At 69.7% G+C, this 22,843-nt stretch carries 20 protein-coding genes; 9 read left to right on the top strand and 11 right to left on the bottom strand.

Annotated features, from left to right (window positions below; genetic code table 11):
* Window positions 1-4 precede the first annotated feature (4 nt).
* From ACZ7KF_RS15330 to ACZ7KF_RS15310, 5 genes are all read right to left on the bottom strand, one after another.
* Window positions 5-487 (bottom strand): NUDIX hydrolase, encoded by a 483-nt coding sequence (locus tag ACZ7KF_RS15330; RefSeq protein ID WP_471073814.1) that lies wholly within the window; start codon window positions 485-487, stop codon window positions 5-7.
* An 88-nt stretch (window positions 488-575) separates the two neighbouring features.
* Window positions 576-1,481, bottom strand: a complete 906-nt coding sequence (locus ACZ7KF_RS15325; protein WP_471073811.1) for a LysR family transcriptional regulator — start codon at window positions 1,479-1,481, stop codon at window positions 576-578.
* Window positions 1,482-1,698: 217 nt separating this feature from the next.
* Window positions 1,699-2,847: a cystathionine gamma-lyase gene (locus tag ACZ7KF_RS15320; RefSeq protein WP_471073808.1), complete on the bottom strand. Its 1,149-nt coding sequence runs from the start codon at window positions 2,845-2,847 to the stop codon at window positions 1,699-1,701.
* On the bottom strand, window positions 2,844-3,371 hold the full coding sequence (locus tag ACZ7KF_RS15315; RefSeq protein WP_471073805.1) for a low molecular weight protein-tyrosine-phosphatase: 528 nt from the start codon (window positions 3,369-3,371) through the stop codon (window positions 2,844-2,846). Before ACZ7KF_RS15315 ends, ACZ7KF_RS15320 begins: the two co-directional genes overlap by 4 nt.
* 7 nt (window positions 3,372-3,378) lie before the next feature.
* Window positions 3,379-3,756, bottom strand: a complete 378-nt coding sequence (locus ACZ7KF_RS15310; protein WP_471073802.1) for a phage holin family protein — start codon at window positions 3,754-3,756, stop codon at window positions 3,379-3,381.
* A 138-nt stretch (window positions 3,757-3,894) separates the two neighbouring features.
* Here ACZ7KF_RS15310 and ACZ7KF_RS15305 point away from each other — a divergent pair, with 138 nt between their 5' ends.
* From ACZ7KF_RS15305 to ACZ7KF_RS15290, 4 genes are all read left to right on the top strand, one after another.
* Window positions 3,895-4,212, top strand: coding sequence for a cupin domain-containing protein (locus tag ACZ7KF_RS15305; protein WP_225824202.1), 318 nt, complete (start codon window positions 3,895-3,897; stop codon window positions 4,210-4,212).
* Between the two features lie 130 nt (window positions 4,213-4,342).
* On the top strand, window positions 4,343-4,555 hold the full coding sequence (locus tag ACZ7KF_RS15300) for a DUF5326 family protein (RefSeq protein WP_471073799.1): 213 nt from the start codon (window positions 4,343-4,345) through the stop codon (window positions 4,553-4,555).
* 414 nt (window positions 4,556-4,969) lie between these two features.
* Window positions 4,970-5,704, top strand: a complete 735-nt coding sequence (locus ACZ7KF_RS15295) for an IclR family transcriptional regulator (RefSeq protein WP_471074495.1) — start codon at window positions 4,970-4,972, stop codon at window positions 5,702-5,704.
* Window positions 5,705-5,803: 99 nt separating this feature from the next.
* A complete protein-coding gene (locus tag ACZ7KF_RS15290; protein ID WP_225824200.1) occupies window positions 5,804-6,241 on the top strand; it encodes an SsgA family sporulation/cell division regulator in 438 nt (145 codons plus the stop codon).
* 139 nt (window positions 6,242-6,380) lie between these two features.
* Here ACZ7KF_RS15290 and ACZ7KF_RS15285 read toward each other — a convergent pair whose 3' ends face one another.
* On the bottom strand, window positions 6,381-7,859 hold the full coding sequence (locus ACZ7KF_RS15285; RefSeq protein ID WP_471074492.1) for a YibE/F family protein: 1,479 nt from the start codon (window positions 7,857-7,859) through the stop codon (window positions 6,381-6,383).
* A 250-nt stretch (window positions 7,860-8,109) separates the two neighbouring features.
* Here ACZ7KF_RS15285 and thiC point away from each other — a divergent pair, with 250 nt between their 5' ends.
* On the top strand, window positions 8,110-9,894 hold the full coding sequence (gene thiC, locus ACZ7KF_RS15280; protein WP_471073796.1) for a phosphomethylpyrimidine synthase ThiC: 1,785 nt from the start codon (window positions 8,110-8,112) through the stop codon (window positions 9,892-9,894).
* Window positions 9,895-9,945: 51 nt separating this feature from the next.
* Here the strand turns inward: thiC and ACZ7KF_RS15275 are convergent, their stop codons facing one another.
* The 4 genes from ACZ7KF_RS15275 to ACZ7KF_RS15260 form a co-directional block, all read right to left on the bottom strand.
* Window positions 9,946-10,632 (bottom strand): hypothetical protein, encoded by a 687-nt coding sequence (locus tag ACZ7KF_RS15275; RefSeq protein ID WP_471073793.1) that lies wholly within the window; start codon window positions 10,630-10,632, stop codon window positions 9,946-9,948.
* 160 nt (window positions 10,633-10,792) lie between these two features.
* Window positions 10,793-11,656 carry a hypothetical protein gene (locus ACZ7KF_RS15270; RefSeq protein WP_471073790.1) on the bottom strand — a complete coding sequence of 288 codons (864 nt, stop codon included), beginning with the start codon at window positions 11,654-11,656 and terminating at the stop codon, window positions 10,793-10,795.
* Window positions 11,657-11,836: 180 nt separating this feature from the next.
* Window positions 11,837-12,922 carry a metallophosphoesterase gene (locus tag ACZ7KF_RS15265; protein WP_471073787.1) on the bottom strand — a complete coding sequence of 362 codons (1,086 nt, stop codon included), beginning with the start codon at window positions 12,920-12,922 and terminating at the stop codon, window positions 11,837-11,839.
* A gap of 264 nt (window positions 12,923-13,186) precedes the next feature.
* Window positions 13,187-14,299 carry a LacI family DNA-binding transcriptional regulator gene (locus ACZ7KF_RS15260; protein ID WP_471073784.1) on the bottom strand — a complete coding sequence of 371 codons (1,113 nt, stop codon included), beginning with the start codon at window positions 14,297-14,299 and terminating at the stop codon, window positions 13,187-13,189.
* A gap of 454 nt (window positions 14,300-14,753) precedes the next feature.
* Between ACZ7KF_RS15260 and hisC the strand changes: the two genes are divergently transcribed.
* A complete protein-coding gene (hisC, locus tag ACZ7KF_RS15255) occupies window positions 14,754-15,833 on the top strand; it encodes a histidinol-phosphate transaminase (RefSeq protein ID WP_471073781.1) in 1,080 nt (359 codons plus the stop codon).
* Between the two features lie 13 nt (window positions 15,834-15,846).
* On the opposite strand, the gene ACZ7KF_RS15250 is transcribed toward hisC, so the two are convergent.
* Window positions 15,847-16,224, bottom strand: a complete 378-nt coding sequence (locus ACZ7KF_RS15250; protein ID WP_471073778.1) for a cyclophilin-like fold protein — start codon at window positions 16,222-16,224, stop codon at window positions 15,847-15,849.
* Window positions 16,225-16,433: 209 nt separating this feature from the next.
* On the opposite strand from ACZ7KF_RS15250, the gene ACZ7KF_RS15245 reads away from it, so the two are divergent.
* The 3 genes from ACZ7KF_RS15245 to cydD are packed head-to-tail and all read left to right on the top strand — an operon-like array spanning window position 16,434 to window position 22,804.
* Window positions 16,434-17,942 (top strand): cytochrome ubiquinol oxidase subunit I, encoded by a 1,509-nt coding sequence (locus tag ACZ7KF_RS15245; RefSeq protein ID WP_471073775.1) that lies wholly within the window; start codon window positions 16,434-16,436, stop codon window positions 17,940-17,942.
* Window positions 17,943-17,957: 15 nt separating this feature from the next.
* Window positions 17,958-18,977, top strand: coding sequence for a cytochrome d ubiquinol oxidase subunit II (gene cydB / locus ACZ7KF_RS15240; RefSeq protein WP_471073772.1), 1,020 nt, complete (start codon window positions 17,958-17,960; stop codon window positions 18,975-18,977).
* Between the two features lie 50 nt (window positions 18,978-19,027).
* Complete coding sequence (gene cydD / locus ACZ7KF_RS15235; RefSeq protein ID WP_471073769.1) at window positions 19,028-22,804, top strand: thiol reductant ABC exporter subunit CydD; 3,777 nt, start codon at window positions 19,028-19,030, stop codon at window positions 22,802-22,804.
* Window positions 22,805-22,843: the final 39 nt, after the last annotated feature.

Genomic DNA, 22,843 nt, shown 5'->3' with positions numbered 1-22,843 from the left:
TCGGTCAGCCGAGGTCGGGGGCATGCATCGCACGCACCCCCTCGATGTTGCCGTCCAGGTAGTGCCGCAAGGACAGGGGGACAAGGTGGACGGAGGCGATGCCGACGCGGGTGAACGGGATGCGGACGATCTCGTACTCACCGGCCGGCTCGTCCACTTCGGGGCCGTGGCGCAAGGACGGGTCCATGGACTCCAGCCGGCAGACGAAGAAGTGCTGCACCTTCACGCCGGTGGCGCCGCCGTCCTCGCCGATGTGCTCCACCGTGTCCACGAAACACGGCACCACATCGGCGATCTTGGCGCCGAGTTCCTCGTACACCTCACGGTGCAGGGCGTCCACGACGGTCGAGTCCCCGGGCTCGACTCCACCACCGGGCGTGACCCAGTAGGGATCGACGCCGGGCTTGGTGCGTTTGATCAGGATCAGGTCGTCACCGTCGAGAAGAACGGCACGGGCGGTGCGCTTGACCACGGGTCGGACGGTCATGGGAGAAATGTGGCCCGGCTGGTTCCACGTGAAACATCGCAAAGCGCCACAGTGCGACCGCAGCGCGTGCACCCCGGGGCGGACCGTGTCAGCACCAGGCCGTCGCAGCGCGCTGGAGCCACTCGTAAGCCCGCGCGACAGGGGGCAGGGCGAGCGTGCCGGTGCGGACCACCAGGAAGTACGTACGCAGCGGGGGCACGGCGGGTTCGTGCAGGGTGACGATCGTGCCGCGGTCCAGCACGGAGGCACACAGATAGCGGGGCAGCACCGCCAGTCCGGCCCCGGCGACCGCGCACGAGAGCACGGCCCGTAGATCGGGAACGATGACCGTGCCCGTGGCGGCCGGGCGGGAGTCGAAGACGGAAGCCCAGTAGCGCGAGACGAACGGCAGCGACTCGTGGACCTCGATGACGGGGAGGATCTCCAGGGCCGCCGCCCCCTTCAGCCGCAGGGCGTCCGAGCCGATCCGTTCCGCCCAGTGCGGGGAAGCGACCAGCACATGCTCCTCGTCGCAGAGCGGAGTGGCGGTGAGCAGGGTCCCGCGCGGCCGGGCCGTGCTGATGGCCAGGTCGTGGTGGCCGCAGGCCAGCCCCTCCAGCGCCTCCTCGGCTGTTCCGAAGGAGGCGCGCAGTGCGAAGGCCTGGCCGTCGTCACCGGTCAGTTGCGTGAGGGCGGGCAGGGCACGTTCGGCGGTGAACTCCGGAGGCCCGGCCAGATGCAGCGTCCGCGGTGAGTACGCGTCGTCCAGGCCGCTCTCGGCTATCTCCACGAGGGCGTCGAGATGCGGCGCGGCCTTGTGCGCGAGTTCGTCGCCGATGGTCGTCGGGGTCACCCCGCGCGCCTGGCGGAGGAACAGGGGTCTGCCCAGCTGGCGCTCCAGCGTGCGGATCTGCGAGGTGACGGCGGGCTGGGAGAGCCCGAGCAGGGCGGCGGCGCGGGTGAAGGAGCCGGCCCGGTGCACGGTGACGAAGGTCCGCAGCAAGGCCAGATCCATGGCATGCCCTCTCCTGTGTCTGCCCTCCTCCGGCCCCCAGGCAGGCACCAACTATAAATATGTCGATAGGCTTCTGTCGCTACGGTGATTGGACACTGACACAGAGTCAACTAGCCTTGTTCGCAGGTCTTTCCCTTGTGAAAGCCGCAGACGGTCCGAGCCACGAGGGGGAAGGCTCGGACCGTCGTCCGTCCGATGCGGCGAAGGCGCCGCCCGGTCAGTCCGCGGACTCGTCCAGGGCGCGCAGGATGTCGGCCACCAGGTCCTCGGGGTCCTCCGCGCCGACGGACATCCGGATGAAGCCCTCCGGGACGGCATCCCCGCCCCAGCGCCGGCGGCGCTCGGCCGTGGACCGCACCCCGCCGAAGCTCGTCGCGTCCTCCACCAGACGCAGGGACGCGAGGAACCGCTCGGCCCGCGCCCGCGTGGGCAGCGTGAAGGAGACCACGCAGCCGTACCGGCGCATCTGCTGCGTGGCGATCTTGTGCGAGGGGTCGTCGGGCAGGCCGGGATAGCGCAGGTCGGAGACCTCGGGCCGCTGCCGCAGCGCCTCCGCGACGGTGAGCGCGGTGGCGTTCTGCCGGTCGACGCGCAGCTGGAGCGTGGCGATGGACCGGTGCGCGAGCCAGGACTCCATGGGTCCGGAGATCGCTCCGACGATCTTTCGCCAGCGGCGCACGGCGGTCATCGCCTCGGCGTCGCGGCCGGCGACGTAGCCCAGCAGGACGTCACCGTGCCCGGTGAGCTGCTTGGTGCCGCTGGCCACGGAGAAGTCGGCACCCAGCTCCAGCGGGCGCTGCCCGAGCGGGGTGGCGAGGGTGTTGTCGACGGCCACCAGTGCGCCCCGCGCGTGTGCCGCCTCCGTCAGCCGACGGATGTCACAGACATCGAGCCCGGGGTTCGACGGGGACTCGATCCACAGCAGCCGCGCCCCGTCGAGCAGCTCCAGCTGTGCGTCACCGCCGGTCGGCGCGGTGCGCACCTCGATGCCGTACGCCTCCAGCTGGGCGCCGACCAGCGGCAGCACCTGGTAGCCGTCGGACGGCAGGACGACCGCGTCCCCGGCGCGCAGCTGCGAGAACAGCACGGAGGAGATCGCCGCCATGCCGGAGGCGAACACCAGCGTCTCCACGTCCTCCCGCCCGGGTGCCTCCAGCTCGCCGATGGCCCGCTCCAGCAGCGTCCAGGTCGGGTTGTCGTCGCGGCCGTACGCGTACGGTCCCGCCACCTCGCCGGGCAGGTGGAAGTGTGCCGCGAACACCGGTCCGGGCAACGTCGGCTCGTGCTTGACCGGCTCGGGCAGCCCCGCCCGTACCGCGCGCGTGCCGTCACCGGTGTGGCCCTCGTTCCTCGTGGCGTCGCTCATGCGGCCCGTCCTTCCAGCTCTTCCCGTACGGCGGCGAGCAGACCCGTGCTCGCCCCCTCCACCATCTCAAGGCACTCCTCGAAGCCGTCCCGGCCCCCGTAGTACGGGTCCGGCACGTCGAGGTCGTCGCCCGCGTCGTCGGAAGAGGCGTGCGCGGCACTCGGTGAGGCGTGGCGGTCGTACGAGCGGAGCAGGCGGACCTTGCGGGCGTCCGCCTCGGTGGGCGCGAGGCGGCGCAGGGCTTTGAGATGGCCGGCGTCGAGGGCTATGACGAGGTCGAGACGGGCGAACCACGCCGGCTGGAACTGCCGGGCGACGTGCTCGCTGTCGTAGCCGTGCTCCTCCAGGACCGAGACGGCGCGTGGGTCGGCAGGCTCGCCCTCGTGCCAGCCGCCGGTGCCGGCGCTGTCGACCGCCACCCGCTCCTCCAGCCCGGCCTCCGCCACGCGCGCGCGGAAGACGGATTCGGCCATCGGGGAGCGGCAGATGTTGCCGGTGCACACGAAACAGACGCGGTAGGTCATGGCCGGCTCAGTCCTCGTCGGGCAGGACGACGTGCAGCGCCCAGGAGACGACGGAGATGATCAGACCGCCGAGGACGGCCGTCCAGAAGCCCTCCACATGGAAGCTCAGGTCGAGCTTGCCGCACACCCAGGAGGTCAGCAGCAGCATCAGTGCGTTCACCACCAGGGTGATCAAACCCAGGGTGAGGATGAAGAGCGGGAAGGTCAGCACCTTCACGACCGGCTTGACCAGCCAGTTCACCAAACCGAAGATCAGCGCGACGACGATCAGCGTGCCGGCCTTCTTGGCGGTGTTGTCACCGGTGAGAGTGATCTTGTCGAGCAGCCACACGGCGACCGCGAGGGCGCCCGCGTTGACGATCGTCTTGACTACGAAATTCTTCATGTGTCTGATCGTGGCAGACCTGTCTGATCGTGGCAGACCGGACGGGGACTGGCCTTACGGGGACTGGCCGGACGGGTGGCGAGCGGTATGACGGCGAGCAGCGGAGCAGCGAGCGGTGAGGCGAGGGCGGCAGCGGCGATGAAGGCATTCCGGCTGGACGAACTGGAGGCGGAACGCACCGCCAACGAGGGCGCCTATCTGCAGTTCCTGCGCGAGCGGAACATGTCGGTCGGCCTGTACGCGCTGAACGCCGGGGAGCACGACCCGCAGAAGCCGCACAACCAGGACGAGATGTACTTCGTGGTCAGCGGCCGGGCCTCCCTCACGGTCGGTCTGGAGACGACCCAGGTGGCGCGGGGCAGCATCGTGTACGTGCCCGCCGGGGTGGCCCACAAGTTCCACCACATCAGCGAGGACCTCAGGGTGCTGGTCGTGTTCTCTCCGCCCGAGGCGTGAGTCGGGACCCCGGGTTCCCTAGGGGACGGGTCAGGGGAGGACAAGGGGCACGAGGCCCCCGCGCGAGCCCCCCGCGGCCCTAGCATCGAGTGCGGAACACCGGGAACGGACGAGAACGAAGGACGAGGCGATGCGAGAGATTTTCGCGGGGCTGCCGTGGTGGGTGAAGTGGGTCGCGGTGCCGGTCATCGCCCTGGTCGTGTTCGGGGGGCTGATAGCGAGCGTGGTCGGCTTCGTGATCGGCCTGCTCTTCAAAATACTGGTCTTCGTCGCCCTGGTCGGTGGACTGATATACGTCGTGCGCAAGTTCATGGGCAGCTCCTCGTCGCGCAGCGACTGGTGAGGTGTCCGGGAGCCGGTGTCCCGTGACGGGAGCACCGGTTCCCTCGGGGGAGGGAAGTTTTCCCGGGAGCCGTCTGCGCGCGGTGGTGGGCGGTTAAAGTCCGGAACTCCCCACGGGGCCCGGCCCCGTGGGCGGCGCAGACCCCCCTCCCGTGCTCTTTCCCCGCACGGGGCTGCCCCCCTCGCGCTTCGGGAGTGACCCTTGGCCACGGTTGACACCGCACCTGCAGAATCCCCTGCACCCCCCGCCCCACCGCGCCCCTGCGCGCCCCCCGGCCGACGGCGGGTTCCCCTGGCCGTCCCCGGCCAAGTACCCGTACACGCGGCGGACCTCCCCGGCCCCGCGTCCGCGGCGGCCCTGCCCGGACCGTCGCCCTCCACCGGCCGGCCGGAGCCGGCGGCCACCGCCACGCTCATCGGATCCGTCCAGCGTGCGATGCGCCTGCTGGAAGCCGTCGCCGCTCACTCCTACGGCGCCCCCGCCAAGCAACTCGCCCGCGAGACGTGCCTCGCGCTGCCCACGGCGTACCACCTGCTCCGCACCCTGGTGCACGAGGGCTATCTGCGGCGGGAGAGGGGCCTGTTCTTCCTCGGTGACGCGGCCGAGCGGCTCGGCCGCAGCGGAGCGCGGCAGAAACGTCGCAGCACGGTGGCGGACACACTCGGGCACTGGCGCGATTCCATCGGCGTGCCGGTGTACTACGCCCTGTACCGCGACGGGGAGATCGAGGTCATGTGCGTCTCCGACTCCCTGGAGACGCCCGCGGTCGAGGAGTGGGCGGACTTCCGCGAGACCGGCCATGCGCACGCGATCGGGCAGTGTCTGCTCTCCCAGTTGGACGAGGACGCGCGGCGCGACCATCTCGCCCGGTATCCCGTGCAGCCCCTCACGCCGTACACCGTGCGGGACAACGACGCGCTGCTACGACGCCTAGCCCGGACGGGGCGCATGGAACCGGTGGTGGAGCGGCAGGAGTACGCGGTGGGCACGGTCTGCGCGGCCCTTCCGATCACGGTCGGCGCCACTGCGGCCACCATGGCCATCTCCCTTCCCGTCCACCAGGCCGACCGGCTGCTCCCCGCGGCCCATCGGCTGCAGGCGGAGATCGGACGACATCTGGGGTCACTCACTCTCTCTATCAGTATCTGAAAAATTACTCCTTGTGATCTGCTGTGTACTTTCAGCAAGATTTGACCACGGTCAGAGGGATCAAACCCGGCCAGTCGATGTCATGTGACGGGGTAGGCGATGCGCGAGTCCGTACAAGCAGAGGTCATGATGAGCTTTCTCGTGTCGGAGGAGCTCTCTTTTCGCATTCCGGTGGAGCTGCGCTACGAGACCAGTGATCCCTATGCCGTGCGGCTCACTTTTCATCTGCCCGGAGACGCGCCGGTGACCTGGGCCTTCGGGCGGGAACTGCTGATCGACGGCGTCGGCCGTCCGTGTGGTGAGGGGGATGTGCGCATCACCCCCGCCGATTCCGAGGTGCTCGGTGAGGTGCTGATCCGTCTTCAGGTCGGCGGTGACCACGCCTTGTTCCGTTCGTCGGCACCCCCGCTCGTGGCCTTCCTCGACCGCACGGACAAGCTCGTGCCGCTCGGGCAGGAGGGCGCGCTGGCCGACTTCGACGCTCATCTCGACGAGGCCCTGGACCGCATCCTGGCCGAGGAACAGAGCGCCGGCTGAAGCGTTACGGCGAGGGGTCCGGGCGCTCCGCCCTGCGGTCTGGAACGGTGCAGGAACGCTTCTGCAACAAACGCCCGGCCCCCGCCCTCCTCACCGCTTCCGGCCCCCGCCGCCCGCAACGCTCCGGCGGCCGCCGCTCTTACCGCTTCCGGCGCCGGCCCCGGCCGCCGCGCGCCGGCCCCGGCTGAGTCCCGGCGAGCGCCGTGGCATCCGGGCCGGGCCGGTCGGCCGACACGACCAACGCGGCCAGCGCCGTGGTGACCGGGACCGAGGCGACCAGACCGATCGAGCCCACCAGCGTGCGCACGATCTCCTCGGCCACCAGCTCGCTGTTGGCCACGGTTCCGACGCTGCTCTGCGCGATCGAGAACAGCAGCAGCAACGGCAGCGCGGCACCGGCGTAGGCGAGCACGAGGGTGTTGACCACGGACGCGATGTGGTCACGGCCGATGCGGATGCCCGCCCGGTACAGCCCGCGCCAGCCCATCGAGGGGTTGGCCTCGTGCAGCTCCCACACGGCCGATGTCTGTGTCACCGTCACATCGTCCAGGACACCGAGCGACCCGATGATGACGCCGGCCAGCAGCAGACCGCTCATGTCGATCGACGGGTACAGACCGTGGATCAGACCGGTGTTGTCGTCCGTGTTACCGGTCAACGCGGCCCATTCGATGAACAGCGAGCCCAGCACACCGATCAGCAGGAGCGAGATCAGCGTGCCGAGCACCGCCACCGACGTACGGGCCGACAGGCCGTGGCACATGTACAGGGCGATCAGCATGATGGCGCTCGCCCCGACCACGGCCACCACCAGCGGGTTCTCCCCCTGGAGGATCGCGGGCAGGATGAACAGCGTCAGCACCAGGAAGCTCACGGCGAGCGCGACCAGTGCCATGACACCACGCAGCCGGCCCACCACGACGACGGCCACCGCGAAGATCCCCGCGAGCAGCGTCATGGGGAACGCGCGGTTCACATCGGTCACCGCGTACTGCAGTTCCTTGGGGGCCGAGGGCTCGTAGGCGACCACGACCTTCTCACCCTGGTGCAGTTGCCGTGACTGATCAGGCTGCACGATCTCGGTGAAGGTACGGCCCTTGTCCTTGCCGGTGTCGACCCGCACGGTCGCCCTCTTGCAGGCCCCGTTGGCCTGCACCTGCGCCGAGGTGCCCTCGGCGGTGGAGGTGTCGCCGGTCGGTACGCCGCCGGAGGCGTTCACCGACTTGCAGCTGACCTCCACGACCTGGGTGACCGTGGCCTGCTGGGTCTGCCGGTCGAAGCCCACGCCGGTGCGCTTGTGGGACGGGGCGTCTCCGGGCCAGAGCACCACGAGACCGACCAGGACCGCCGCGGTGAAGGGGACCAGGATCGCCGCGATGACCTTGCGCAGGTGCTTGGAGACGGGAGCGGCGGGACCGTGGCTGTGGCTGTGGCCGTGCGAGTGCCCTTGCGGCTCATGCCCATGACCCTGACCCTGTCCGAGCCCCTGCCCCGGCTTCTGCCCCTGCCCAGAGCCTGCCTCGCGGCCGCTCTCAAGGTCCGCGTGGCCGTGCCCGATGCCGTGGCCCGAGCCCTCCGGGCGGAGCGGCTCGGGCGGCTGGTGGGGGTACTGCTCCATCCTGGTCACCGCCTGATCATCGCAAGAACGGCGGGGGCCCACTGTTCACCGCGCCACACATGACGCTAGCGTGGAGGCACCTTTGCACACGCGGGAGCTCGGAGCACCGGGCTGAGAGGGCGCTGACCTCCGTAGACGCGATGTTTCACGTGGAACGAGCGATGTTCCACAGGAAATGTCGGCAGACGGAAACCGCTGCGTCGACCGCTGAACCTGTTACCGGGTAATGCCGGCGTAGGGAGTAGGTCTCATGACCAACAAGGACGCACGCACGCCTGCCTCTGCTCAGGACGAGAAGTCCCAGGAGGCCGGAAAGTCCATCGGCTGGCACAAGGCGTACGTCGAGGGCTCGCGCCCCGACATGCGGGTGCCGGTCCGTCAGGTGCACCTCACGAACGGGCGGTCGGTCACGCTGTACGACACATCGGGCCCGTACACCGATCCGCTCATCGACACGGATGTCCGCAGGGGGCTGTCGCCGCTGCGGGAGAACTGGATCATCGCCCGCGGCGACACCGAGGAGTACGCGGGCCGTCCGGTCCGTCCCGAGGACGACGGGGTCAAGCACACCTCGCCGCGGGGCGGTCTGCGGAATCTGGACGCGGTCTTTCCCGGACGCCCGCGTCAGCCGAGGCGGGGCCGCAGCGGCGAGGCGGTGACGCAGCTCGCGTATGCCCGCCGGGGCGAGATCACACCGGAGATGGAGTTCGTGGCCATCCGGGAGAACGTCGCGCCCGAGGTGGTCCGCGAGGAGATCGCGGCGGGCCGGGCCGTGCTGCCGGCCAACGTCAACCATCCGGAGATCGAGCCGATGATCATCGGCAAGCGGTTCCTGGTGAAGGTGAACGCCAACATCGGCAACTCCGCGGTGACGTCCTCCATCGAGGAGGAGGTCGAGAAGATGACCTGGGCGACCCGCTGGGGCGCCGACACGGTCATGGACCTGTCCACCGGTCGCAACATCCACACCACGCGCGAGTGGGTCCTGCGCAACTCCCCCGTTCCCATCGGAACGGTGCCGCTCTACCAGGCGCTGGAGAAGGTCGACGGCAAGGCCGAGGAACTGACCTGGGAGATCTACAAGGACACGGTCATCGAGCAGGCCGAACAGGGCGTGGACTACATGACCGTCCACGCGGGCGTCCGGCTGCCGTACGTCCCGCTCACCGCCAACCGCAAGACCGGGATCGTCTCGCGCGGCGGCTCCATCATGGCCGCGTGGTGCCTGGCGCACCACAAGGAATCGTTCCTGTACGAGAACTTCGAGGAACTGTGCGAGATCCTCGCGGCCTACGACGTCACCTATTCGCTGGGCGACGGACTGCGGCCGGGGTCGATCGCGGACGCCAACGACGAGGCGCAGTTCGCCGAGTTGAAGACGCTCGGGGAACTCAACCGGATCGCCAAGCGTTTTCACGTACAGACGATGATCGAGGGCCCCGGGCACGTCCCGATGCACAAGATCAAGGAGAACATCGACCTTCAGCAGGAGATCTGCGATGAAGCTCCGTTCTATACGCTCGGCCCGCTGACCACGGACATCGCGCCAGCGTACGACCACATCACGTCCGGCATCGGTGCCGCGATGATCGCCTGGTGGGGCACGGCGATGCTCTGCTATGTCACGCCCAAGGAGCACCTGGGCCTGCCCAACCGGGACGACGTCAAGACCGGTGTCATCACCTACAAGATCTCCGCGCACGCGGCGGACCTCGCCAAGGGGCACCCGGGTGCGCAGGAGTGGGACGACGCACTGTCCGACGCCCGCTTCGAGTTCCGGTGGGAGGACCAGTTCAACCTCGCGCTGGACCCGGACACGGCACGGGAGTTCCACGACGAGACCCTGCCGGCCGAGCCCGCCAAGACGGCCCACTTCTGCTCCATGTGCGGCCCGAAGTTCTGCAGCATGAAGATCTCGCAGGACATCCGGCGCGAGCACGGCGGCAGCCGGGGCGAGATCGAGGAAGGCATGGCCCAGAAGTCGAAGGAGTTCGCGGCGAGCGGGAACCGGGTGTATCTGCCGATCGCCGACTGACGATGCAGGGCGGTGCTCCTTTGGGTGGCGCCTCGGAGTACCGCCCTCTCCTCATCCGCGCTGAGCGTTCCTCAGGCGGTCGACTTCTTTCTCGATCAGATCGGAAGGGAACGACGCACTACTGCCCACGTCCATCGCGTTGAAGGTCGCCATGGTGCTGCCCACCCGGACCACGGTGCACTGATCGTCGCGCACGCGGTTGTCACGCATGCGGGTCATGAGGTGATAACGCACGGCTTCGTCGCCCATATGTGGCGACCTGTCGAGTAGCAGCTTCGACCGGAACGTGCCGGCGTAGCTGGTTCCGCTGAAGGATCCGCAGGCCTTGAGTGCCTCACCGAGCCGGTGGAAGGAAGTCCGGGCCTTCGTGCCCTCGTACGCGGCCAGTGTCGATCCGCCGGAAAAGACGTTGTCCTTCCAGTTGAAGGTTTGTTCGACTGCGGCGGAGGCCCCCTCACCGCCAGAGATGTCCATGACTCTCTGACACATCGGATCCGAGACTGGGGGAAACGGCGAGTCGTCAGTCTCGGAACCACGGACCCTGACGGGTATGGCGCCCTCGTATGCCTGGGGCACCTCCCCGTCCTGGAAGGTGACGGCCTTGAGCTCCGCCACGCTCAGGGTGTGCGTTGCCGCTTTCCCGGAAGCCTTTTCGCGTGGGGCGGGGTGTGCGGCACTCGACTCGCGATCCGTATCGCATGCGCCGCACCACGCGATGGTGAGCAGCGCCGCCGTCATGGCGGCGCTTGGCGGTATTGCCGACATTCCCACCGCAGACATTCCCCCCGAGCCGTGAAATGAGGGAAAAGAGTATGAGCGGACCACGTCACCTCACAAGGCACGATCTTGCCAGTGGTGTGTCGTGGGACGCCTGAGGTGGGGACGGGTTCGGCGTGCGTTACTCGGGCGGGTGTTCCGGGCCGCCGAAGTCGGGGCTCGTGTAGTCGGGGCTGGAGTAGCTGGGGCGGCCGGACGCGGTGCCCTCGTCGGGGCTGCTGAAGCCCGGACGGTCGTAGCCCAGGCGCGGCATGCGGCCGGTGGGTGCGGGTGGGGTCGTGTGGGGTACGGCGGTCGGGCCGGGCGCGGCCAGTGCCTCTCGGAGGAAGGGCAGGATGCCGCGCTCCAGCAGGGCGTCTCGCCAGGCCTCTCTGGCCCTGGCCAGCTCCTCGTGTGCCGTGTCGCGTGCCCGGGCCTCCGCCGAGGTGCTGTTGCGCAGGGCGGTGAGCAGCAGCCCGACGGCGGCGACGAGGATCGCCGCCGCGGTCAGGGCGCCGAACACCCAACCGGTGGTGAGCATGGTGTGGGCGAGGGTCTGCCCGGGGTCCAGCATCCTCAGGATGTAGCCGACGAGCAGGAAGATCACCGCGGCCGTGCCGGAGAGGACCGGGGCCAGGACGGCGACGACCGCGATGGCACCCGCGCCGGTGCTCTCGGCGGCCTCGCCGAGCGTGGCGGCGAGGTCCGCGGCGGCCGAACCGGGGCCGACGGCATCGGAGTCGTCGACGGCCGGCGGGACGGACAGCGCCGGGCGGCGCAGTTCGTCGCGCGTCGTGACGTAGTGCTGGTACTCGGCCGCCGCGGCGGCCGTGATCAGGGCGGAGGCGTTGAGCGCCATGGTGCGCAGTTGCTCGGGGTTGAGCCGCTGTCCGACAGCGGCCAGTTCCGGTCGGTGTGGTGCGGAGCGCAGCGCCTCATCGAGGAGCCGCTCGAATTCCTGGCGGTCCTCGCTCTGCAGGTGCTGCGGAACGCTGTTCATGTGCATCCCCCGATGCTCCGTAGGGCTTGGGGCTCGCACGCCGGCGAGCCGTCGGGCAGAAACGGAGGGGAGCCTGCTACGGATAAGCCGATGGTAGAGCCGCGACGGCGCGCGGTGACAGGGGTTGCCGGAAATTGCGTGCCGGCCTGCGCGTACGCGGCGGGAGGACGCCTTCTCGCGGAACGGTCAGTTGTCCAGGGGAAGTTGCTGGACCAGAAGCTTCCCCGCCATGGTCACGCCGCCGTCCATGGCGATGGCGAGTCCGTCGGCATAGATGTGCGGTCCCTCGACGACCGGGCCGGTGCCCTCCTCGTCGTCCTCGGAGCCGACCTCGCCGAGAAGGTAGGGAATGGGGCTGTGCCCGTGAACGACCCGGGTGCCGCCGTACGTATCGAGGAGGGAGCGCACGGCGTCGGCGCCACCCTCGTCCCGGAAGGAGAAGCGCTTGGTGAACTTGCGGAACAGGTCCCAGACCTCGTCGGCGTCGTTGCGGGTCAGCGTCTCACGGACGGTGTCGTTGACCGCTTCGATGGAGTCGCCGTAGTCGAGGTAGGCGGTGGTGTCGGAGTGGACGAGCAGATAGCCGTCGACCTCCTCGACCGCGTCGAGGCGGGCCATCCACTGCAGGTGATGGTCCTGGAGGCGGTCCATGTCGGTCTTCTGGCCGCCGTTGAGCAGCCAGGCCGCCTGGAAGGTGGCGGTGCCCGCGCCGGAGTTGACGGGGGTGTCGCCGAACCGCTTGGCGCCGAGCAGCAGCAGCTCGTGGTTGCCCATGAGGGCCTTGCAGTAGCCGCCCGCCGCGGCGGCCTCGGCGGACAGCCGCATGACCAGGTCGATGACGCCGATGCCGTCCGGGCCGCGGTCGGTGAAGTCGCCGAGGAACCACAGCCGGGTGGTGCCGGCGCACCACTGGCCCGAGGCGTCGATCAGGCCCTGCTCCCGCAGGGCGGCCACCAGCTCGTCCACGTAGCCGTGCACGTCGCCGACGACGTAGAGCGGTCCGGGCCCGGCCGCGGGCTGCGGGGCCGGTGCCGCCGGGGCGGGCGCGGGCTCCACGGGGACCTGGACGGTGTCACCGCGGTTGATGACGGGCAGGTCGCGCTGGGTGGGGGTGTAGCCGTCGGGGTACGCCTCCTCGGCGTCCGGGACGGCGTTGCCGGGGTGGACGCTGCGGACGTACGGACCGGTCTCGTGGACGTACGCGGGTACCCGGAAGTCGCGCAGCGTCGCTGTCCGCTCCGCCTCGGGTCCCTGACCGGCCCCCTGAGTCATCAGACCCCTCCACCATCGCGCCGCATCTGAACCGCTTCGGACTGCCTGGTCGCAGCGGTCCGCGGTGTCGTGGGCCCATCATAGGAATGCGCGTCGCGCCGTGTGATGACCCAGGGGTGGTGAATCGGAACAAGACTCCGGTTCACCGCGGCTTTCGCCCCGTTTGGGCAGATGTTCGACCGGCTGACGGCCGGTCGAGTCCTTGGTCGGCCCCTCCGCGCGTCGCCTCGGCCGGCCTCGTACCCGCCGGCGCGGCACGCGGCGCTACTTCTCGTCCGGTGTCCGCGGCGGGCTGACCGTCGTGCGCGGGGGTCGCCGAAGCGAGGAGCTGCGCACGATCAACTCGGTCGGTATCACCTGCTCGACCGGCTGCTCGGACTCGACGCCCTCGATGGCGTCGATGAGGAGCTGGACGACGGCGGTGCCGATGCGGCGCGGTTTCAGCGAGAGCGTGGTGACGGCCGGCTCGGTGCTGGCGTACACGTTGGACTCGCTGCAGCACACCAGCAGCAGGTCGTCGGGGACGCGGAGGCCGTAGCGGCGGGCGGCGGCGAGCAGGTCGGTGCCGTTGGGGTCGAACAGCCCGTAGACCGCGTCGGGCCGGTCGGGGCGGGCGAGCAGCCGGTCGGCGGCGACGGCGCCCGCACACGGATCGTGCGCCGGGTAGGCCTCGTAGACCGGGTCCTGGCCGACCCGTTCGCACCAGCGCAGGTAGGCGGTGGTCGACAGGTGGGTGTACGTGTCGGTGGAGGTGCCCGTGAGCAGGCCGATGCGGCGGGCGCCGGCGTCGGCGAGGTGGTCGAGGATGCCGAGCACGGCGGCCTCGTGGTCGTTGTCGACCCAGGCGGTGACGGGCAGGGAGCCGGCCGGGCGGCCGTCGGAGACCACCGGCAGCCCCTGCCGGACGAGTTCACTGACCACGGGGTCCTGGTCGGAGGGGTCGATGACGACCGTGCCGTCCAGGGCGACGTTGGACCAGACGTCATGGCGGGAGGTCGCGGGCAGGATGACCAGGGCGTAGCCGCGGGCGAGCGCGGCGGAGGTGGCGGCCCGGGCCATCTCGGCGAAGTACGCGAACTCCGTGAAGGTGAAAGGTTCATCCCCGTACGTCGTCACGGTCAGGCCGATCAGTCCCGACTTGCCGGTACGGAGGGTGCGGGCGGCGGCCGAGGGGCGGTATCCCAGCCGGTCGGCGACCTCGCGGACATGGCGCCGGGTGGCGTCCGGGAGCCGGCCCTTGCCGTTGAGGGCGTCGGAGACGGTCGTGATGGAGACCCCGGCGGCGGCGGCGACGTCTCTGATACCCGCCCGGCCCGGTCGGCTGCCTCGACGTGAGGTTTCCGCGCGGCTCACCTGGTGCTTCCCTGCTGCTGTCATGGCGAGCCGATAGTAGGGCTCATGCGGTGGGGTAGTGCGGACGCATATGCACGCGTTGACAGGCACGTTTCTGCATGGTCATAGGAGGTCAACTGCCTCTAAATAAAAGGCAGTTGGCTGATCCAATAGTAAGACGTGACTTGTCGACGCGTGTGGGCCTGCCAAGTGCCCGATGTATCGAAGAGGTCTCAACTCACCTTCACGGGGGACGCGCGCCACGGCGCAAGCCACCGGCGCTTAGATATATGTACGGCGCGCCCCCCGAAACGTACGCCTTCGTACGGTGATGCCCCTGATGCCGGTGCGAGGGGTGATGTTCGCCTCTTTCCGGAGCGGGCGCCCGCGCGGCTGCCCGTCCCGCACCTGTACGCAGCGGCGCCGAATCCTCATAAGGTGAGGAGTATTGGAAGCCGGCGGTGTCGACGGTCCGCCGGTGGTCGCGAGGAGGACTGCGGTGAGCGAGACGAGCCCCAAGCTGCGCGCCGAGCTGGAGGGTATCCCCACCTACAAGCCGGGCAAGCCGGCCGCGGCCGGTGGTCCGGTCGCCTACAAGCTGTCCTCCAACGAGAACCCCTACCCGCCGCTGCCCGGCGTGCTGGAGAGCGTGACCGCGGCGGCCCGTGACTTCAACCGTTACCCGGACATGGGCTGCACCGGGCTGATGAACGAGCTGTCCGAGCGCTTCGGCGTGCCGCTCTCCCACCTGGCCACCGGCACCGGTTCGGTGGGTGTCGCCCAGCAGCTGATCCAGGCCACCAGCGGCCCCGGTGACGAGGTGATCTACGCCTGGCGGTCCTTCGAGGCGTACCCGATCATCACGCAGATCAGCGGTGCCCGGTCGGTGCAGGTGCCGCTGACGCCGGGTGATGTGCACGACCTGGACGCGATGGCGGACGCGATCACCGACCGGACGCGGCTGATCTTCGTCTGCAACCCGAACAACCCGACCGGCACGGTGGTGCGGCGGGCCGAGCTGGAACGGTTCCTCGACCGGGTGCCGGGCGATGTGCTGGTGGTGCTGGACGAGGCCTACCGGGAGTTCATCCGTGACCCCGAGGTGCCCGACGGCGTGGAGCTGTACCGGGAGCGGCCCAACGTCTGTGTGCTGCGGACCTTCTCCAAAGCGTACGGGCTGGCCGGGCTGCGCGTCGGTTTCGCGATCGCCCATGAGCCGGTGGCGGCGGCGCTGCGCAAGACGGCGGTGCCGTTCGGGGTGAGCCAGCTCGCGCAGGAAGCGGCGATCGCCTCACTGCGGGCCGAGGACGAACTGCTGGGCCGGGTGGGCTCGCTCGTGTGCGAGCGCACGCGCGTGGTCGACGCGCTGCGGGCCCAGGGCTGGACGGTGCCGGAGACGCAGGCCAACTTCGTCTGGCTGCGGCTGGGGGAGCAGACGGTCGCGTTCGCTCAGGCCTGCGAGGAGCACGGTGTGGTCGTCCGGCCGTTCCAGGGCGAGGGTGTGCGGGTGACGGTCGGAGAGGCCGAGGCGAACGACATCTTCCTGAAGGTGGCGGAGGCGTTCCGCAGGGGCCTGTAGGTCGTCAGGCGCGCTACGCGTCGATCAGTTCCACACGGACGGGGTCGCCGTTTCGTACGGTCGCCAGGAGGCGGGCGTCCCCGTCCACACGGCCCAGCACGTTGCACGGACTCGCGAGGCGGCACTCGTCGCCTTGCGAGATCGGCGTGGGCCCGTAGGGGAGGGCGAGCGCGTCGCCGTCCGTCCAGAAGGCCACCGTGCCCGGTTCCACGACCTGTCGGGCGTCCGTTTCACGTGAAACAGAGATGCCTGTGTCGAAATACACCTCCTCGCCCCATGTGCGCGCTGTTGAGGTGAGAGGCAACACCTTGGCGAGGGCCTGCGTGGTGGGGGTGCTTGCGTCGAGGGTCGCGGTGATGTTGCCCGCGGGCCAGGAGATACGTATCTGCATGGCGCGCAATTCAACAAGATGTTGAAGTCGCTGCCAAGGTCTTGACGTGAAGGCGAAGGGGGGACCCCCCTTCCGCAGCCGAAAATCAGTGGGTCATAATGGCTTGTGAATGTGAACGCGTTCACAAGCACGTCCCGTTTGCTCCTGTTTGTGTGCAGTAAAGGGGGCAAACCGCCGCTGTACCACGCCGTAGTAAGGAGAGTGACGACGTGGACCTGGCTTTGGCGCCGGAGACACTGGCGCGCTGGCAGTTCGGCATCACCACCGTCTACCACTTCCTGTTCGTCCCGCTGACGATCTCCCTGGCCGCTCTCACGGCCGGGCTGCAGACGGCCTGGGTGCGCACGGAGAAGGAGAAGTACCTCAGGGCGACGAAGTTCTGGGGCAAGCTCTTCCTGATCAACATCGCGATGGGCGTGGTCACGGGCATCGTGCAGGAGTTCCAGTTCGGCATGAACTGGTCGGACTACTCGCGCTTCGTCGGTGACATCTTCGGCGCCCCGCTCGCCTTCGAGGCACTGATCGCCTTCTTCTTCGAGTCCACGTTCATCGGGCTGTGGATCTTCGGATGGGACAAGCTGCCGAAGAGGATCCACCTGGCCTGCATCTGGATGGTCTCGATCGGCACCATCCTGTCGGCGTACTTCATCCTTGCGGCCAACTCCTGGATGCAGCACCCGGTCGGCTACAAGATCGACAAGGTCAAGGGGCGCGCCGAGCTGACCGACTTCTGGGCCGTGCTGACCCAGAACACCGCCCTCACCCAGGCCTTCCACACCCTGTCGGCGGCCTTCCTGACCGGCGGCGCCTTCATGGTGGGCATCGCCGCCTACCACCTGGCTCGCAAGAAGCACATCCGCGAGATGAAGACCTCGCTGCGCCTCGGCCTGATCACCGTGGTCATCGCCGGTCTGCTCACCGCGATCAGCGGCGACACGCTCGGCAAGGTCATGTTCAAGCAGCAGCCGATGAAGATGGCCGCCGCCGAGGCGCTGTGGGACGGGCAGAAGCCGGCACCGTTCTCGATCTTCGCCTACGGCGATGTGGAAAAGGGCCACAACACCGTGGCCATCGAGATACCCGGTCTGTTGTCCTTCCTCGCCGACGACAACTTCACCTCGTACGTCCCCGGTATCAACGACGTCAACAAGGCCGAGCAGCAGAAGTTCGGACCGGGCGACTACCGGCCCAACATCCCCGTCACCTTCTGGGGCTTCCGCTGGATGATCGGCTTCGGCATGGCCTCCTTCGCCATCGGCCTGGCCGGACTCTGGCTGACCCGCAAGAAGTTCATGCTGCCGCAGCACCTCAGGGTCGGCGACGACGAGGTGCCGCACCTGGTGCTGTTCAAGAACAAGGCGCTCAGCCCGAAGCTCACGCCCTGGTACTGGCGCATCGCGACCTGGACCATGGCCTTCCCGCTGATCGCCAACTCCTGGGGCTGGATCTTCACCGAGATGGGCCGCCAGCCCTGGGTCGTCTACGGCGTCCTCCAGACCCGTGACGCGGTCTCCCCCGGGGTCTCCCAGGGCGAGATCCTCACCTCGATGACCGTCTTCACCGCGCTGTACGCGATCCTCGCCGTGATCGAGGTCAAGCTGCTCGTGAAGTACGTCAAGGCCGGCCCGCCCGAGCTGACCGAGGCCGACCTCAACCCGCCCACGAAGATCGGCGGCGACACGCGTGACGCCGACAAGCCGATGGCCTTCTCGTACTAGGCCGGGGGAACAGTCATGGAACTTCACGACGTCTGGTTCGTCCTGATCGCCGTCCTGTGGACCGGCTACTTCTTCCTGGAGGGATTCGACTTCGGAGTCGGCATCCTCACCAAGCTGCTGGCCCGCGACCGGCCCGAGCGCCGGGTGCTCATCAACACCATCGGCCCGGTCTGGGACGGCAACGAGGTGTGGCTGCTCACCGCGGGTGGCGCGACCTTCGCCGCCTTCCCGGAGTGGTACGCCACTCTCTTCTCCGGCTTCTATCTGCCACTGCTGCTCATCCTGGTCTGCCTGATCGTCCGGGGTGTCGCCTTCGAGTACCGGGTCAAGCGGCCGGAGGAGAGCTGGCAGCGCACCTGGGAGACGGCGATCTTCTGGACCTCGCTGCTCCCGGCGTTCCTGTGGGGCGTGGCCTTCGGGAACATCGTGCGGGGCGTGAAGATCGACCGGAACTTCGAGTACGTCGGCAGTGTCGGGGATCTGCTCAACCCCTACGCCCTGCTCGGCGGCCTGGTGACGCTCACGCTGTTCACTTTCCACGGTGCCGTGTTCACGGCCCTGAAGACCGTCGGGGATATCCGGGTGCGGGCGCGGGCGCTGGCCCGATGGGTCGGCTTGGTCGCGGCCGTCGTGGGGCTCGCGTTCCTGCTGTGGACGCAGGCCGATCACGGTGACGGCACGAGTCTGGTGGCCATGATCGTGGCCGTCGTCGCCCTGGTGGCCGCCCTGGTGGCCAACCAGGCTGGGCGAGAAGGATGGGCGTTCGCTCTGTCCGGCGTCACCATCGTCGCCGCCGTGGCGATGCTCTTCCTCTCGCTCTTCCCGAACGTCATGCCGTCCACCCTGAACGGGGACTGGAGCCTGACGGTCACCAACGCCTCGTCGAGTCCGTACACCCTGAAGATCATGACGTGGTTGGCGGCCATCGCCACGCCGCTCGTCGTGCTCTACCAGGGGTGGACCTACTGGGTGTTCCGCAAGCGGATCGGCACGCAGCACATCGCTCCTGACGCTGCTGCCGGCGCCACGCACTGAGTCCGCCGAGGGTGTGTTTCACGTGAAACACACCCTCTGGACCGAAGGGCATGTTTCACGTGAAACCAATCGATCCACGCCTTCTGCGGTACGCCCGCGCCACCCGTCTCTTCCTTGTGGCGATCATCGGTCTGGGGGCCCTCGGTGCCGGGCTGGTCGTCGCTCAGGCGATGCTGATCGCCGAGGTCGTCGTCGGCGCGTTCCAGCATGGGCAGTCGGCCCCTGAGCTGCGTACTCCCCTGCTGTTGTTGGCCGCTGTGGCGGTGGGACGGTCGATTGTCGCGTGGCTCACCGAACTCGCGGCTCACCGTGCGAGTGCGGCTGTGAAGTCGGAGCTGCGCGGGCGGCTGCTCGACCGGGCGGCGGCGCTCGGTCCGGGGTGGCTCGGCGGGCAGCGGACCGGCTCGTTGGTCACCCTGGCCACGCGCGGTGTCGATGCCCTGGACGACTACTTCTCGCGCTATCTCCCGCAGCTGGGGCTGGCCGTGGTCGTGCCGGTGGCGGTGCTGGCGCGGATCGTCACCGAGGACTGGGTGTCGGCGGCGATCATCGTCGGCACTCTCCCGCTGATCCCGGTCTTCATGGTGCTCATCGGCTGGGCGACGCAGTCCCGGATGGACCGCCAGTGGCGACTGCTGTCCCGGTTGTCCGGCCACTTCCTCGACGTGGTCGCGGGCCTGCCCACGCTGAAGGTCTTCGGCCGGGCCAAGGCGCAGGCCGAGTCCATCCGCCGGATCACCGGCGAGTACCGCCAGGCCACCCTGCGGACCCTGCGTATCGCCTTCCTCTCCTCGTTCGCCCTGGAGTTGCTGGCCACGCTGTCCGTCGCGCTGGTCGCCGTGACGATCGGCATGCGGCTCGTCCACGGTGACATGGACCTCTCTACCGGGCTGGTGATCCTGGTGCTGGCGCCCGAGGCCTATCTGCCGCTGCGGCAGGTGGGGGCGCAGTACCACGCGGCGGCGGAGGGGCTGGCCGCGGCGGAGGAGATCTTCACCGTGCTGGAGACGCCGGTGCCGGTGTCCGGCACCGGGGCGGTGCCGGCGGGTGACGTGGTCTTCGAAGGGGTCTGTGTCCGTTATCCGGGGCGCTCTTCGGACGCGGTGACCGATGTGTCGTTCACCGTGGAGCCCGGTGAGACCGTGGCGCTGGTCGGGCCCAGCGGGGTGGGTAAGTCGACGCTGCTGAGCGTGCTGCTGGGGTTCGTACGGCCGACCGGGGGGAGGGTGCGGATCGGGGGTGCCGATCTCACCGAGCTGGATCTGGCGGAGTGGCGGTCGCGGATCGCGTGGGTGCCGCAGAGGCCGCATCTGTATGCCGGAACCATCGCGGAGAACGTGCGGCTGGCCCGGCCCGGGGCCGACGAGGGTGCCGTGCGGCGGGCTCTGCGGGACGCGGGTGCCCTGGAGTTCGTGGAGGGGCTGCCGGAGGGGCTCGACACCGTGCTCGGGGAGGACGGAGCCGGGCTGTCGGCGGGGCAGCGGCAGCGGCTCGCGTTGGCTCGGGCGTTTCTTGCGGATCGGCCGGTGTTGTTGCTGGATGAGCCGACTGCTGCGTTGGACGGGGCGACGGAGGGGGACGTCGTGGCGGCTGTGCGGAGGTTGGCGGCGGGGCGCACGGTGTTGCTCGTGGTGCACCGGCCTGCGTTGTTGGGGGTGGCTGACCGGGTGGTACGGCTGTCGGGGGCCGAGCCTGTGAGGAACCCGGCGCTTGCGTGGCCCCCCAGGGGGCTCCGCCCCCTGGACCCCCGCCCTCGCCCACCCGCCACCCGACTCGGTGGGCTGGAGGGTGAGCCGACGGGGTTGCGACTCGGTGGGCTGGATGGGCTGGGTGGGGAGCCGGCGGGGTCCGGGGTCGGTGGGCTGGAGGGTGAGCCGACGGGGTTGCGACTGGGTGGGCTGGATGGGCTGGGTGGGGAGCCGGCGGGGTCTGGGCTCGGTGGGCTGGAGGAGGAGGCGATCGCGTCCCGGCTCCGTGGGCTGGAGGAGGAGGCGAGTGGGTCCCGGTTCGGTGGGCTGAGTGGTGTGTCCGAGGGGGGCCGGTTTGGTGGGCCGGGACGGGGGCTGGTCGGGGGCGGGGCTCGTGTGGTGGGGCGGGTTCGAAGGGGGGGAGCGGGGCGGCCGGCGCGGCTCCTGGGGGCCCTGGTGCTCGGCAGTCTCGCGTTGGGCAGTGCCGTCGGACTGATGGCGACCTCCGGCTGGCTCATCTCGCGTGCCTCCCAGCAGCCGCCGGTGCTGTATCTGATGGTGGCCGTGACGGCGACGCGTGCCTTCGGGATCGGGCGGGCCGTCTTCCGGTACGCCGAGCGGCTGGTGTCGCACGACGCCGTCCTGCGGATGCTGGCCGACACCCGGGTCGCGGTGTACCGGCGTCTGGAACGCCTCGCTCCCGCGGGCCTGCGCGGCGCCCGCCGCGGTGACCTGCTCACCCGGCTGGTCGCGGACGTGGACGCGTTCCAGGACTACTGGTTGCGCTGGCTGCTGCCCGCCGGTGTCGCCCTCACCGTCTCCGCCGCCTCCGTCGGCTTCACGGCCTGGCTGCTGCCGGAGGCCGGCGCCGCCCTCGCCGCGGGCCTGATCGCGGCAGGCGTCGGAGTCCCCCTGCTGACCGCGACCGTGGCCCGGCGGACCGAGCAGCGGCTGGCGCCCGCCCGAGGAGTGCTCGCGACGCGCGTGACCGACCTGCTCACCGGCACCGCCGAACTGACCGTCGCCGGTGCGCTGCCCCACCGTGCGAAGGCGGTCCGGCGGGCCGACGGCACCCTGACCCGGATCGCCGCCCGCGCCGCAGCCGTCACCGGCCTCGGTGACGGGCTGACCGCGCTGATCTGCGGGCTGACCGTCACGGTCACCGCGATGTTCGGTGCCCAGGCGGTGGCCGCGGGCAGGCTGAGCGGCGTGGCGATGGCCGTGGTCGTACTGACCCCGCTGGCCGCCTTCGAGGCCGTACTGGGGCTGCCGCTCGCCGCGCGGTACCGGCAGCGGGTGCGGCGCAGCGCGGAACGGGTGTACGAGGTGCTGGACGCGCCGGAGCCCGTGAGGGAACCCGAGTCGCCCCGGCAGGCCCCCGCCTCGCCGTTCCCGGTGGTCGTCAAGGGAGTGGTGGCGCGATACCCGGGGCAGCGACGGGCGGCGCTCGCCGGGCTGGATCTCACCCTGGAGCAGGGGCGCCGGGTCGCCATCGTCGGGCCGTCCGGGTCCGGCAAGACGACCCTCGCCCAGGTGCTGCTGCGGTTCCTGGACCCGCAGGCCGGCGCCTACACGCTCGCCGGTGTGGACGCGTGCGCGCTGGACGGGGACGACGTACGACGCGTCGTCGGGCTGTGCGCCCAGGACGCGCATCTCTTCGACAGCTCGGTCCGCGAGAACCTGCTGCTGGCCAGGAAGGACGCCACCGAGGCCGACCTGCGCGCAGCGCTGGCCCGGGCGCGGCTGCTGGACTGGGTCGACTCACTGCCCGACGGCCTCGACACGCTGGTCGGTGAACACGGGGCACGACTGTCCGGCGGGCAGCGGCAGCGGCTGGCGCTGGCCCGTGCGCTGCTGGCCGGCTTCCCCGTGCTGGTCCTCGACGAGCCGGCCGAGCACCTGGACCTGCCGACGGCCGACGCGCTGACCGCTGATCTGCTGGCCGCCACGGAGGGCCGTACCACGCTGCTGATCACCCACCGGCTGGCCGGGCTCGACGCGGTCGACGAGGTGATCGTGCTCGATGCGGGCCGGGTGGCGCAGCGGGGGCCGTACGAGCGGCTGATCGCCGAGGAGGGACCACTGCGGGAGATGGCGCGCCGGGAGGCCGAGGCCGAGTCGCTGGTGGGCGTGTGGTGAGGAACGACGCACGGGGGCGCATGGGGTAAGCGGGCGCGG

It is taken from the genome of Streptomyces sp. NPDC038200, from assembly GCF_055600785.1.
This window is presented reverse-complemented; position numbering and strand designations above follow the sequence as displayed.